Here is a 13234-nt window from a genome sequence, read left to right as displayed (position 1 = left end):
GTCCATGACGGCTCCGTCCCTCCCGCAAGACACGATCCTGCTGGCTCGCATTGCCCAGCAGGATCAGGCTGCCTTATCCGATCTGTACGATCGCTACTCCCGCATTCTCTACGGGGTGGCTTTTAAGAGCCTGGGTTCCGTGGAAGAAGCCGAAGAGGCAGTGCTGGATGTGTTTTCCCAGGTTTGGCGCACTGCTGCCCGTTATGATCCGGAACGCAGCCGGGTGGATACCTGGTTGTTTATGATCACCCGTAGCCGGATTCTCGATCGTCTGCGCGTCATGAAGCGCCTGGGGACAAAGTTAACCATTTCCGTGGATGCTGAACAGATCCAAACGGCAGCCCCCTGCGTAGATCCAGTTGAGGACGCCCTGAACCTGGAGCGACGGGCTCAGGTTATAACCGCACTCAAACAGTTACCAGCCGAACAACGCCAGGTGATTGAGCTGGCTTACTATGGGGGCCTGAGCCATTCAGAGATTGCCCAGCAAACTGGCATGTCTTTGGGTACTGTCAAAACTCGCATTCGCTTAGGACTGGGTAAGCTCAAGGGGGCACTCAGTGGCTGGAAATAGGGAACGCTAGATATAGTCTCGAACAGTGAAATGAATCAAAATGGCGGCTGAAGAATTGTGTTTTTGTGACCTGGTGGCCCTGTACGCCCTGGATATCCTGGACGAACAGGAACGGCTATTGGTGGAACAGTCGATAGCCGACTGCTCCGATCTGGAGGCAGAACTGGCAGATTTCCAGACCGCTGTTGCTGCCCTGGCCTACAGTACGCCGCCGATCGTCCCTGCCCCTGACCTGAAACAGCGGTTGTTCGATCGAATTGGGGTTGAATTACCCCCACCGCTTGCCTCCAGGCCTAGGCCCAGAATTGATATGCCAGATCTGGTGGTGCGGGCCAGTGAACTGAACTGGGAGCCTTATCGGATTCCGGGAGTTACCGTTGCCCAACTCCATGTCAACCCGGCCCGGCGGGAAGTGGTGGCGGTCCTCAAGGCTGAACCGGGAGTGACCTATCCCCTGCATCGCCATGCCGGGGTGGAAGAAATCTACATGCTGGAAGGCGATCTGACCATTGAGGGACAGGTTTATGGTCCAGGGGACTATATTCGCTCCGAAAAGGGTTCCATCCATGGTCCCGCCACCAGTCAGGGCTGTATGTTCTTCATTCGCACCCGCATGGATGATGAGTATGACCTGGCTGCTCTGACTGGAGTTCGTTAAGCACAAGCAGTGGTTGTGCTTCGTTGATAGCTTGCTGAAGCAGTCAGGATTGTATCTGGCTGATGACGAGTCCGATTTCAAGCAGGATTGACTAACCCGACAGGCCTCAACGGGATTTGGAAACTGGAATCGTGATGTCGATCGGAACCACTGGCGTTGAGGGTTTCAGGCTGGTGAGGGATGGCTTGATAGCGGCATTGTTACCGACAACCAGGGTGACGAGTTTCTCCGGTTGCAGGTAGGTGCGGGCGACCCGCTGCACATCGGCGATCGTTGTTGCAGCCACCCCCCGCTGATACTGGAACAAAAAATCCTGAGGATAGCCAAAGTACTCATATTGGATCAACCGGGAGAGGGTCTGACCCGGTTGCTGAAAATTGAACACAAAAGAGTTCAAGACTGAATCCTTGGCATAGGCCAGTTCCTGGGGTGTAATTGGCGTCTGACGGATGCGATCGATTTCCTTCACCACCGACTGAATAAACGGCACCGTGGCTTCCGATCGGGTTTCTCCTCCCGCAACGAACACACCCGGATAGTCAAAGCCTGCCCCCCAGGAGGCATAGACCGAATAGGCCAGTCCCTGGCGCGATCGCACCTGGTTAAATAACCGGCCCCCAAACCCACTCAGCACCCCCTCCATCACTGTCAGGGCCGCATAGTCGGGATGATTGAGCAGCCCACCCAGGTGCCCCATCTGGATGTAGCTCTGGGTCAACTGGGGTTGATCCACCAGAAAGATCCCTTTCAGGGTTGCCTGAGTCACCCCCGGTAAAGGAGGCTGTTGCCTCTGAATCTGGGGTTTCCAGTCTCCAAATTTTTGCTGGATCTGCGATCGCATCGCCTGACTGTCAAAATCCCCCACAATCCCGACAATCATTCGGTTGGGATGAAAATCCTGCTGATAAAACTGAACCAGATCCTCACGGGTAATCTTGTCCAGGGTGGCGTACTCCACTGTGCGGGCATAGGGACTGGATGCGCCATAAATTAACTTGGAAAATTCCCGATCGGCGATATCCCCCGGTTCATCATTGCGCCGGGCAATACTACCCCGCCACTGCACCTTGGCCAGATCCAGCTTTTCCTGAGGAAAAGCGGGCTCCCGGATCACCTCTGCAAACAGGTCGAAGACCTCTGGGAGGTTCTCGGTCAGGGCTGAAAAACTGACTGACCCGCTGGACAAGTCAATTCCACTTTCCACAGAAGCGGCCCGTTGCTCGAGCAACGCATTCAACCGATCAGGCGGGTGCTTCAGGGTTCCCCCATCCCGCAATACATCGCCGGTGATCGACCCCAGGCCGACTTTATCTGCTGGTTCAAGCCGATCGCCCGTCCGCACCACTGCCACCCCTCCCACCAGGGGCAACTCATGGTTCTCCATCAGGTACACCACCATCCCGTTCTCCAGCACAAATCGGCTGTAGGCCGGAATCTGTACTTCTGGCAGGGGTGGAAAGGTCAGCTCATCGTAGTGTCGGGCCGCCTGAGCCGTTGCGCTGGCGGAGAACAGCAACAGGATTGGGATCAGAGCAGTGATCAGCAACAATACCAACGGACGTTTTCTCATGATCCTTTCCTTTCAGCGGAGAGCAGGCGAGCAACGATGCGATTTTCAGGGCGGAAGGTCGCACGGGCCACCCGCTGGATGTCGTCAGGGGTGACGGCTGCAATCGCATCCAGTTCCTTGAACAGGTTGCGCCAGTCTCCCGTCTTAACCTCATACTCCAGCAACAGACTCGCCATACCCGAATTAGAGCGCAAGGCCCGCAGCAATCCGGCCCGGGCCTGGGTCTTGACCCGACTCAACTCCTGGTCTGTAACTGGCTCCGTTTTCAGTCGGTCAATTTCCACAGCTAAGGCCTGGGCCAATTGTTCCAGGGTATGTCCCGGTGCTGGCTCAGCGTAAAACAGGATCAGGGTCGGAAATTTATCTCCCGGAAACCCATTCGACCCATCCGCTACCAAAGCCAGTTGTTGCCGTTCCACCAGGGATTGATAGAGGCGCGAGGTGCGCCCATCGCTCAAGATAGACCCCATCATGCTGTAGATCACATCATCGGGATGGTTAAAAGCAGGTCGGTGGTACCCCTCCATATAGACTGGTTGGGACGGTAATTTTAAGCTAACTTCCCGGCTTGAGGTCTGGAGCGGCTCGATCGTCTGGACGATCGGAGGTTTCGTGCCAGCCTTATACCGCCCAAAGTAGATCTGAGCTAGCCGCTGCACCTCAGCAGGATTGACGTCTCCCACAATGGCGATCGTCAGATTTGCAGGAACATAGTACTGGTTGAAAAACTGCTGCACGTCCTTGCGGGTCAGGTTTCGAATGTCCTGCTCGTACCCAATCACCGGACGACGGTAAGGATGGGTCTGAAACGCTTGATCCAGCATCGCCTCTGCCAGTTGACCCACGGGAGAGTTCTCAACCCGCAGCCGTCGCTCCTCCAGAATCACCTCTTTTTCTTCATAAAACTCCCGAAACACCGGCTCCAGGAAACGTTCTGATTCCAGAGACATCCAGAGTTCCAGCTTATTCGAAGGAAAACTATAGAAGTAACGGGTAGCATCGGTCGATGTGTTGGCATTGAGACCGACCCCACCCGACTGCTCCACAATTTGGCCGAGCTGATTCTGTTTGACATATTTGGCCGCCCTGGCCTTCACCTGCTCAAACTCCGCTTCTAAGGTTTTAACCTCAGCCTGTTTTCCCGTTTGGATCGCAGCCTGAATCTTCTCTGACAAGCGATCGAGCTGATCTAACAGGGGTTTTTCAGCCCGATAATTCTCAGTGCCAATGCGGGTTGTCCCTTTAAAAGCCAGATGCTCCAGGAAGTGTGCCATGCCAGTTTTGCCCATCGGTTCATCCACGCCCCCCACATCAGCATAGGTGAGGAAGGAAACCACCGGAGCCTGATGCCGCTCCAGAACAATAAACTTCAGCCCATTCTTCAGCTTAAACTCTGTCACCTGCTGAATCACCCGATCCAGATAGGGTTGAATCAACGTAGCTGACTTAGACTCGTCAGCCAGGGCCAGCCCAGGTAGGGTTCCCAGCAGCAGCAGACTACAGCAGAGGGAGAGAACTATTTTTATCGGGGAAAACCCCCAGAATGAGGGAGAGAAACGGGCAAAAAGGCGCTGACCCATAGCGGCACGATATAGATGTATCCACCAGCATAAGGACTTTTAGACGAGATAGAGCAAAATGTGTTGCCCCTCTATGGGATGTACCGCCCCATCAAAGAATCATTGGCGGAGTAAATTTCGATCGGAATGCCAGAATTCTCACTAATTGCCTCCAGAGCAGCCTGCAGGGTTTGCAAATGCTCATTAACCCGGATTTGGGCATTGACATCCCCCTTGCTTTGGGCCGTGATCCCAGTCCGCATGAGGGCTCGCATGTAGGCAACTGTGAGTTTGACCTTAATCAAATTGGCTGTCACCGTGTAGTCACAGATCTGAATCGGGCCGGAACAGGTGCGGCTCAGGTCTACTCTGGTTTTCTGAATCAGGGCTACCTGCCTCAGATTTTCCTCGGCTGCGGTGAGTGACTCCGTATATTGCTGGGTTAAAGGCTGGGCCTCATTCGCATAGAAAGTATCTGCTGGCACTTGCTGAGTCTGGTTCACCGCCTCTCGCCAGGAGGCAACAGCCAGGGACCACTGACCTTTCTGTTCAAAGCTCTTCGCATCCCCAGCCAGTTTTACCGCTTGCTTATAAGCCTTCTCCGCCAGTTGTTCACTGGTCGCATGATTGCGTGCCTTCAGCAACTGTGCCTGGTAGTCCTTCAAAAAAGCTTGGGCTTCCGAGTAAGCCGCCGTTCCCTGGGGAATCTTCTGCAAAGACGCCACAGCAATCTGCCAGGTGGACTGGACTTGTCGCCAGCTCTCCAGGTTTTGAGCAATCCCCTGAAGCGTTTCCGCCACCCGAGCAGTCGCCCTACCCTGCTTCAGATTCTCCTGGGACTGGCGCTCTGCCTGAATCCGTTTCTGGACCACAGCCAGATTAGCGCTGTACTCCACCTGTTTGCGTTGGGCCAGAGCATAAGCCGGATGCTCTTTAGGCACCTGAACCAACTCGGCGATCGCCGCCTTCCAGAGGCCCTCAATCTCCAACCAGTCCTGTAGGGGATGGGGAGGATTGGCACTCTTTTGAGCCGCCGTCATCGCCTGTTTTTGGGCTGCGATCACCCGATCGAGTACTTCTACTTCTGCTTGATAGGTCTGGGAGAGCGCCTGGGCGTTGGATCGTTGATTGGACCAGGACGGAATCGCCGCCAAATTTTCCAGGGCCACTTCCAGCTTTTTACGCGCCTGGATCACATCCTGCTCGGATCTGGCCTGCTGGACCTGCTGGGCCGCCTCTTGATTCAGGGTCTGGGCCGTTTGAATGGCCTCGCAAGTCCCAATCACACAGGGCCGGGTGAGCATATACATCCCCCCTAGCAGGCCCATGATCCCCAGCCCGCCACCAGCAATTAGCCACAGAGGCGATCGCCTTCGGGGGGGGAGATCAGGCTGTACCATCGGCTGAGCCAGGACTGGCTCAGCCAGGTGCAATGGGTCTTCCAGGGGGTAAGTCAGGGCTCCTGCTTCATCCCCAGGGGACTCAGTCTCAGGGGAAATCCCGATCAGAGGCTCTAGGTGCGACTCCAGAGCATTCTCTTCCGGAATGGGAAAATCCTCTGTGAGGATCTTCATCTCCTGATCTGAAACAGAGAGGACCGCAGCCTGAGGTTCGATCGTAAATTCATGGAACATGTAGGGCTGCGGCTGCCCCAACACCCGCAGATAGAGGCGCACCATCTGGCTCGACCCGTTATTGAACACCGGTTGCAACGATCGCAATTCATGTTCCAGCACCTGCAGGGTTTGTTGCGGATCAGGCACCATAGCAGCGGAATGCTGTCCCAGCACCATGAGAATATCCTGGCGGACAACACATTGAATTTGAATCGGCTCGCTGTGGGTCAGCACCGACTGCAGGTGCTCCTGCAAGACCAGACTCAGGGTTCTCAGATCATGGGAACTGACTTCAGCCATAGTTCAAAGGGTGATCAATGGGGCATCAGGTCACTTAAGCAGTAAGGAGGCAGAAGAGAGAATCCAAGAGGCAGACTTATACGGCTGACGCCTGACTTCTTCTTCTGACCACAGTTCTAACACTCGTCTGGCCGATCGTTAAAGATCGCGGTAGACAACTGTAACACCCGTGCCCCCATCCACCGACTCAGCCGGTTCAAACCGACTCACCTGGGGATGCTGTTGCAAAAAGGTGTGCACGCCCTGACGTAGCCGTCCCGTTCCATGGCCATGAATCACCCAGATTGGCCCTCTCGCTTCCGCGATCGCTTGATCCAGAATCATTTCGGCATCAGCGACCCGCATGCCCCGTAAGTCAAAGGTATTCTGGGCTGTCCGGATGGCCAGCCCAGTCACTGGCTCGGCTGGGGGTGAAGCCGCTTTGGGCTTGGCGATCGGGGTGGGCTTCTGGCCATCCAGAGACTCCACATCTTCCAGAGCGATCGTCATTTTCATCAGGCCAAATCGAACGGTCAGGTCGCCGTCCTCACCTGGCCCCCCAATCACCTCAGCCGTTTGCCCCAGACGGGGAATCCGCACCCGATCGCCAACCTGGGGTTGAAAGCCCGACTTGGGTTGAGGCTTCACCTGGCGAGATGGCAGATGACGCTCCCCAATCTGGTTCAGGGCAGCGGTCGCCTGATGGGCATCCTGGGCTGTCGCCGGTCCTTGCTGGAGTTGTCGGATTACCTGGGCAATTTCTCCTTTGGCCTGAGCCAGAGCCTGCCGCATGGCTTCTTCCTGAGCCAGTTGCAGCGTTCGCTCCCGTTCCTTGAGGGCTGCTGCTTTAGTCGCCACTTCTTGATGAAGCCGCTCGGCCTGGTGCAGTAACTGGCGGGCTTCTTCCGCCCTAGCTTCCTGCAATCGACGCTGGGCTTCCAGACCCGCAATCATCTGGTTCACGTCTTCCGAAGTTCCCCCCACTAGCGTCTCAGCCTGGGCCACAATGTCCCCCGACAGCCCCAAACGACGGGCGATCGTCAGGGCATTGGACCGGCCCGGAATTCCCCAGAGGAGCCGGTAGGTAGGAGACAGGGTGACATCATCAAACTCCACCGAGGCATTCTCAAACCGCTCGTCTTGATATTTCAGGGCTTTCAGTTCCCCAAAGTGGGTAGTCGCAACAGTCAGTTGAGCCTGCTCTGCCAAAGCCTGCAACAGGGCGATCGCCAAAGCACTGCCCTCTGAGGGATCAGTCCCAGCCCCTACTTCATCCAGCAAGACCAGACTCCGATCGTCCATCGCGGCCAGAATCCGGCTGATACGCCGAATGTGACCGGAAAAGGTGGACAGATTCTGCTCGATCGATTGTTCATCCCCAATATCAGCTAGCACTTGGCTGAACCAGGGTAATTCCACCGGCTCCCGAGCGGGCACAAACAGCCCTGCTCTGGCCATGACCATAGCCAATCCCAGAGTTTTCAGGGTGACAGTTTTACCCCCTGTGTTGGGGCCGGTGATCGCCACCACCCGGATCTGGGGACGAATCACCAGGTCGATCGGCACCACTGGACGCCCCTGCTCATGCTGGTGCTGCCAGACCAGCAGGGGGTGGTGCAGTTGCCGCAGGACGATCGGATCGGATCCGCCCCATTCAATAAATCGGGGGGGATTCGCTTCCATCCAGAGGGCATAGCGGGCTCTGGCCGTGGCCAAGTCCAGGGTGGTCACGATCGCCAGCAGCCGCTCCAGATCCGGGAGCACCGCAGCCACCTGCTCGGTCAGCGCCTGCCGCACCGCTTCCTCTTCCACCTGCTCCTGACGGGCTAACTGTCGGAGCTGATTGTTCAGGGGTACGGTGGACTGGGGTTCCACATAGAGGGTCAGGCCACTGGTGGAGCTGTCGTGGACAATGCCGGGGATTGCATCCTTGTGGGATGCCTTGACCGGGATCACGAAGCGATCGGCCCGCTGGGTAATCAACTGCTCCTGCACCGCATTGGACTTACTCTGCAGAATGCGTTGCAGGGTCTGGTGGAGCTGATCTCGAAATTGTCCCTGCCGCTCTCGAATTCCCGCCAGCTTAGGACTGGCCCGGTCCATCACCCGCCCCTGCTCGTCAATACAGCGATGAATCTCCTGTTCCAGCTCAGGATAGGTGCGCAGATCCGCCACCAGCACCGTCAACACTGGCAGGTCTGGCTGATCATCAATCATCCGGCGCAGAGTTCTGGCCCCGGCCAGGGTCGTGGCAATAGCAAACAGGTCTGTTCCAGCCAGAATCCCCCCCCGATCGGCCCGTTCCAGAGCGGCTCCAATATCGGTAATGCCATCAAAGTTGAGCCCTGCCGAGAGGCGACTTTCCAGCCGATACACCTCCTGAGTCTGGGCCAGCAGTATGCTGCTCTCCTCCTGAGTTTCCGGCAGCTTCAGGTGTTGAGCCGCGATCGCCCCCAGCTTGGTGGCGGCAAAAGTAGAGAGGTGCTGACACAGACGGGGCCACTCTAGCAGTTCCAGGGTTTCAACTTGAATCACAGAATTCATGCAATTTTCATGGCATCTAACGTAGGGTTTACCCCCTTTTCAATTCCAGTTTAATAATTTTTAATTGTCCCCTTTCTGGATTTTATGACAGACATGAAAAGAGCCCTGATCACAGGCATTACAGGGCAGGACGGTTCCTACCTGGCAGAACTCCTGCTGGCGAAAGGGTATCAGGTCCATGGCATGATTCGACGCACCTCGACGTTCAATACCGATCGTATCGATCACGTCTATCAGGATCCCCACAGCTCTGATACCCGGTTATTTCTCCACTACGGCGACCTGACGGACGGCACCACCCTTCGCCGCATTCTGGAAGCAGTGCAACCCACAGAGATCTACAATCTGGGTGCTCAGTCCCATGTGCGGGTCAGCTTTGATTCTCCTGAATACACCGTCGATGCAGTCGGCATGGGCACCCTGCGCATCCTGGAAGCGATTCGAGATTACAGCCATCGGACAGGTATACAGGTTCGATTTTATCAGGCTGGCTCTTCAGAAATGTTTGGTCTGGTGCAGGCAATTCCTCAGTCAGAAACCACGCCCTTCTATCCTCGCAGCCCCTATGCCTGTGCCAAAGTCTATGCCCACTGGCAAACCATCAACTATCGGGAATCCTATGGTTTGTTTGCCTGCAATGGCATTTTGTTTAACCATGAAGGCCCTCGCCGGGGAGAAACCTTTGTCACCCGTAAGATTACCCGTGCCCTGGCCCAGATCGTCGGGGGACAGCAAGACAAGCTGTATTTGGGGAACCTCGACGCCAAGCGGGACTGGGGCTATGCCAGGGACTATGTCCAGGCCATGTGGCTGATGCTGCAACAGGATGGGCCTGATGATTACGTCATCGCAACCGGTGAAACCCACTCCATTCGGGAGTTTCTTGATGTTGCCTTTGGCCTGGTTAATCTCGACTGGCAACAGTATGTGGCGATCGATCCCCGTTACTTCCGGCCTGCCGAGGTGGAGTTACTCCTGGGTGATTCAACCAAAGCCAGACAGAAATTGGGATGGCAACCGTCTGTCACTTTTGCCCAATTGGTAGAGATTATGGTCAATGCGGACCTGCAGGCCCTGGGATTGCCACCTGCTACCGCCCTGACTGAGAATACCGATACTGCGTTTATCCGTCAGTCGATCGCGATCGGGGGTTCAGTCACCTGAGTCGCCGGTTTCTCCTGGCGTAACCCATCCATTTTCCCCCTGGGGGTGAAGCATCACCCCCACCAAAATCAATGGTTTGCAGGATATCCTAGAGCGATTCCCTGCCAGGTAAGGTATAAGGGGGAAACCCCCACCTCAGGCTTCGCAAACCAGGCGGCTTTAGGGCGGGAAGCGTCGATCGGGACACCCTCAATCCAGAGGGATGAGATCAGCGATTCTGAATGACCATTTCGGGGAAGCAAATGAAAAAGGCTCTGATTACCGGCATCTCAGGCCAGGATGGATCTTATTTAGCAGAATTACTTTTGAGCAAAGGGTACGAAGTCCATGGCATCGTCAGACGGCAGTCCCTGGAGGCTCCATCCCAGAATCTATCCAACTTAGAGTGCTGTCGGGAACGGGTCAATTTACATGTGGCATCCCTGGATAATCATTTATCCCTATACAAAGTTATTCAGGAGGTGCAACCGGACGAACTGTATCATCTGGCTGCATCCAGCTTTGTCAGTTACAACTTCGATGATGAATCGTCTATCCTGACCAGCAACTTTAATGGCACCCACTATTTACTGTCCTCCATCAAAGAGGTCGTGCCGAATTGCCGCTTCTGCTTTGCTGGAACCAGTGAAATGTTTGGGCGGGTTGCGGTCACCCCTCAAAATGAGCTGACCCCCTTTAACCCCCGTTCCATCTATGGCGTCTCCAAACTGGCCAGTTACCATCTGGTGGCCAATTACCGGGAACAATATGGAATTTTTGCCTGTACAGCCATTCTTTACAATCACGAATCTCCCAGGCGAGATTTTAAGTTTGTGACGCGCAAAATCACAGCCGCTGCTGCCAAAATCAAGTTAGGGCTGGAGAACCGACTCTACCTGGGAAATCTGGATGCTGTGCGAGACTGGGGCTACGCCCCCGATTATGTCCATGGCATGTGGCTGATGCTCCAACATCACACCCCGGATGACTATGTGATTGCCTCCGGTGTCACCCATGCGGTACGCAAATTTGTTGATTGTGCTTTTAAGAGCCTGGGCCTGGACTACAACCACTATGTAGAAGTGGATCCTCGTTTCTATCGGGCCGCAGAAAAAGTTCCGCTCTGTGGAGACAGCTCCAAAATCCGAACAATTCTAGGCTGGGCCAGCCACAAACCGTTGGAAGAGATTATTCAAGAAATGATTGCCCATGACCTGAAGTTGTTTTCCCCAGACGCTGGACCACCCAGTTATCGGCCTGGTTAAAGGATCATCACTCACGCTCCCAAATCAAATTGGGATAAAATCAACTGCATGTTTCAGGCGAGGCAGTGAAGTGAAGCCGATGCATGGGTATTTCCCCAACCGGGTCCCTCTTTCCGAAAAGCTGGGCCGTATCTTTCTCCGGGTGATCGTGCGCCTCCGTTTGCTCTGGGTAATTCTGCTGGCCCTCCTCTGTCTCTCTGGCTGCGTTCGCTACGACACCGGAATTACCTTCCATAGCCCCACTTCTGGTGAACTGGTACAACAAGTTCACCTGGATGAACAACTGACCACCTTGAACCAGAAGGCTGTGCAGCAATGGCTGGGCAATCTGGAACAACAGGCCCGCCAACTGCAGGGCATAACCAGACGCCAGCAGAATGGAGACCTGACTTTGACCATCCCCTTCTTCAATGGCGCAGATTTGGAGCGAAAATTCAATCGCTTCCTGGACACCGCCATCCGCAATGATTTCCTTGCCAGCAATTTATCCACCACCGAGCCCCTGAAGGCCCAGCTCAAATTGGCCCAAAGCAACTTTTTGCTGGTGCAGCGCCACCATCTGATCTACGACATCGATCTACGTCCCCTGGCCTCCCTCGCGACCAACAGCCTGACGGATAGCGATCGACCTCTCCTGAAACTGGATTTTAGCCTGAACACCCCCTGGGGGGCTCGCAGTTTAGCCCAGACCCTGGCTCCGATCGGCCGTTCCTCTGGCCCGCAACTGATCTGGACCTTGAAACCAGGCCAGGAAAATCGCTTGGAAGCAGTGTTCTGGCTCCCCGATCCCCTGGGCATTGGCACCCTGATCATTGTCTTAATGGTGGCTGGGGGCATCTATGTGAAATCTCGCCTCCAACCCCTTCCCCAAACCAATTAAATCCCCGATCTCACCAGTAGGGCAATCCCCCCGAGGAAGACCAATCCCATGACACCAGCCAGAGGATTATTGTCTACCCCAGTAACCCAAGTCGGCACCTGACCGGAGTAGGTTGCCAACTGGCCCACATTAATTAGGTAATAGCCCCAGACCAAACCGGCATGCAGCCCGATCGGCAACCCCAACCAGCCCCCTGTTGGCTGGTTGGATTGTCCCCAGTGTCGGCGTCTTTTGGCCCAGACCAGGATCAGCCCCAGCAAGCATAACCCGGCGAATTGAGGCCAGGTTCGCAAAATTTCCGGAATGGGTTTGATGAAATGCAAAAACGCGAAGAAGAGGGCGTTAACCCAGAGAGCAACAGTAGGTTTGTAATCCCGTTCTAATTCCTGTAGAATCCAGCCTCGAAAGAATAATTCCTCCGCAAAGCCAACGCCAAGGGCCACAGCCAATCCCTCCAGGGCCAGTATGGAAATTGGTGCTGGCCCAATCTGCCAGCGTAACCAGCCCAACCAACCTTCCAGAATAAAGAGACCAAACAGACTGAAGAGACCGATCGCCAGCCCCTGCATCATTCCCAAGCCATTCTGGAGCGAGATGATCAGGCCACAGGTCTGCAGCATCCGAGGTTGACCATACAGGCTGCGCCCCCAAACCCGCAGCAACCAGATGAATTCTCCATATAGCAGCACCATCGTCAGAATGCTGACCAGATTTGGATCATGGTTGAGGAGTAGATAAATGGGGGCAGCCACGGGCAACCAGATAGCCAGCAGCACCAGGAGAAACGCAAGCATCCGAATCGGTGCAGGGCTACGGGATAGCAAGGGAAATGCCATTACTCATCAGGCTCGATCGTGCTGGTCAGGCCATGAAGATTCAGGGTTTCACTGTAAAATTCTGCATGCTCCTGAGCACAGGTAATGACTAATGCCAGACCATTGGTATGAGCCTCCATCATAATGTCAACCGCTTGAGGTTGAGTCAGGCTTGGCACAGTCTGGATTAAAGTCTGAACCACATACTCCATCGTGTTGAAATCATCGTTATGGAGCAAAACACGATAACGGGGGGCCAGTTTGCGCGTAGTTGAAGGCTTACTCAGAGTTTCCACAGACACAGAGATATCTTCCTCCTTATCCCTCAATC

General features: G+C 55.1%; 11 protein-coding genes. 5 read left to right on the top strand and 6 right to left on the bottom strand.

Annotated features, from left to right (window positions below; all coding sequences use genetic code 11):
* Nucleotides 1–4 precede the first annotated feature (4 nt).
* Nucleotides 5–574: a sigma-70 family RNA polymerase sigma factor gene (locus tag BST81_RS08760; protein WP_075598169.1), complete on the top strand. Its 570-nt coding sequence runs from the start codon at nucleotides 5–7 to the stop codon at nucleotides 572–574.
* A 40-nt stretch (nucleotides 575–614) separates the two neighbouring features.
* The gene (locus tag BST81_RS08755; RefSeq protein ID WP_075598168.1) at nucleotides 615–1232 is read left to right on the top strand and encodes a cupin domain-containing protein; all 618 of its coding nucleotides are present in this window, start codon (nucleotides 615–617) and stop codon (nucleotides 1230–1232) included.
* Between the two features lie 106 nt (nucleotides 1233–1338).
* Here BST81_RS08755 and BST81_RS08750 read toward each other — a convergent pair whose 3' ends face one another.
* From BST81_RS08750 to BST81_RS08735, 4 genes are all read right to left on the bottom strand, one after another.
* Entirely contained in the window at nucleotides 1339–2802 is a 1464-nt protein-coding gene (locus BST81_RS08750; protein ID WP_075598167.1) for a pitrilysin family protein, read from the bottom strand.
* Nucleotides 2799–4382, bottom strand: a complete 1584-nt coding sequence (locus tag BST81_RS08745) for a pitrilysin family protein (protein WP_083636743.1) — start codon at nucleotides 4380–4382, stop codon at nucleotides 2799–2801. The genes BST81_RS08750 and BST81_RS08745 overlap by 4 nt, the downstream gene beginning before the upstream one ends.
* A 71-nt stretch (nucleotides 4383–4453) precedes the next feature.
* Nucleotides 4454–6277, bottom strand: a complete 1824-nt coding sequence (locus BST81_RS08740; protein ID WP_075598166.1) for a hypothetical protein — start codon at nucleotides 6275–6277, stop codon at nucleotides 4454–4456.
* Nucleotides 6278–6415: 138 nt separating this feature from the next.
* The gene (locus BST81_RS08735; protein ID WP_253188171.1) at nucleotides 6416–8800 is read right to left on the bottom strand and encodes an endonuclease MutS2; all 2385 of its coding nucleotides are present in this window, start codon (nucleotides 8798–8800) and stop codon (nucleotides 6416–6418) included.
* 84 nt (nucleotides 8801–8884) lie between these two features.
* On the opposite strand from BST81_RS08735, the gene gmd reads away from it, so the two are divergent.
* The 3 genes from gmd (at nucleotide 8885) to BST81_RS08720 (ending at nucleotide 12088) form a co-directional block, all read left to right on the top strand.
* Nucleotides 8885–9964 (top strand): GDP-mannose 4,6-dehydratase, encoded by a 1080-nt coding sequence (gene gmd / locus BST81_RS08730; RefSeq protein WP_075598165.1) that lies wholly within the window; start codon nucleotides 8885–8887, stop codon nucleotides 9962–9964.
* A 242-nt stretch (nucleotides 9965–10206) separates the two neighbouring features.
* Nucleotides 10207–11208: a GDP-mannose 4,6-dehydratase gene (locus tag BST81_RS08725; protein ID WP_075598190.1), complete on the top strand. Its 1002-nt coding sequence runs from the start codon at nucleotides 10207–10209 to the stop codon at nucleotides 11206–11208.
* A gap of 79 nt (nucleotides 11209–11287) precedes the next feature.
* Nucleotides 11288–12088, top strand: coding sequence for a DUF3153 domain-containing protein (locus BST81_RS08720; RefSeq protein WP_083636742.1), 801 nt, complete (start codon nucleotides 11288–11290; stop codon nucleotides 12086–12088).
* Here BST81_RS08720 and BST81_RS08715 read toward each other — a convergent pair.
* Both BST81_RS08715 and clpS read right to left on the bottom strand, forming a co-directional pair.
* Nucleotides 12085–12924 carry a type II CAAX endopeptidase family protein gene (locus BST81_RS08715; protein WP_075598164.1) on the bottom strand — a complete coding sequence of 280 codons (840 nt, stop codon included), beginning with the start codon at nucleotides 12922–12924 and terminating at the stop codon, nucleotides 12085–12087. The two genes, BST81_RS08720 and BST81_RS08715, sit on opposite strands and share 4 nt — an antisense overlap.
* Nucleotides 12924–13205: an ATP-dependent Clp protease adapter ClpS gene (gene clpS, locus BST81_RS08710; RefSeq protein ID WP_143780280.1), complete on the bottom strand. Its 282-nt coding sequence runs from the start codon at nucleotides 13203–13205 to the stop codon at nucleotides 12924–12926. Before clpS ends, BST81_RS08715 begins: the two co-directional genes overlap by 1 nt.
* Between the last annotated feature and the right edge of the window lie 29 nt (nucleotides 13206–13234).

This window comes from Leptolyngbya sp. 'hensonii' (genome assembly GCF_001939115.1).
Classification (GTDB): Bacteria; Cyanobacteriota; Cyanobacteriia.
The sequence above is the reverse complement of the archived record's forward strand: the minus strand, read 5'-3'. Positions and strand labels throughout refer to the sequence as shown.

Coding starts and splice junctions, on each gene's coding strand:
- BST81_RS08720 (WP_083636742.1), top strand. CDS start 11,288: ATGCATGGGTATTTCCCCAACCGGGTCCCTCTTTCCGAAAAGCTGGGC.
- BST81_RS08745 (WP_083636743.1), bottom strand. CDS start 4,382: ATGGGTCAGCGCCTTTTTGCCCGTTTCTCTCCCTCATTCTGGGGGTTT.
- BST81_RS08725 (WP_075598190.1), top strand. CDS start 10,207: ATGAAAAAGGCTCTGATTACCGGCATCTCAGGCCAGGATGGATCTTAT.
- BST81_RS08760 (WP_075598169.1), top strand. CDS start 5: ATGACGGCTCCGTCCCTCCCGCAAGACACGATCCTGCTGGCTCGCATT.
- BST81_RS08755 (WP_075598168.1), top strand. CDS start 615: ATGGCGGCTGAAGAATTGTGTTTTTGTGACCTGGTGGCCCTGTACGCC.
- BST81_RS08740 (WP_075598166.1), bottom strand. CDS start 6,277: ATGGCTGAAGTCAGTTCCCATGATCTGAGAACCCTGAGTCTGGTCTTG.
- gmd (WP_075598165.1), top strand. CDS start 8,885: ATGACAGACATGAAAAGAGCCCTGATCACAGGCATTACAGGGCAGGAC.
- BST81_RS08750 (WP_075598167.1), bottom strand. CDS start 2,802: ATGAGAAAACGTCCGTTGGTATTGTTGCTGATCACTGCTCTGATCCCA.
- BST81_RS08715 (WP_075598164.1), bottom strand. CDS start 12,924: ATGGCATTTCCCTTGCTATCCCGTAGCCCTGCACCGATTCGGATGCTT.
- BST81_RS08735 (WP_253188171.1), bottom strand. CDS start 8,800: ATGAATTCTGTGATTCAAGTTGAAACCCTGGAACTGCTAGAGTGGCCC.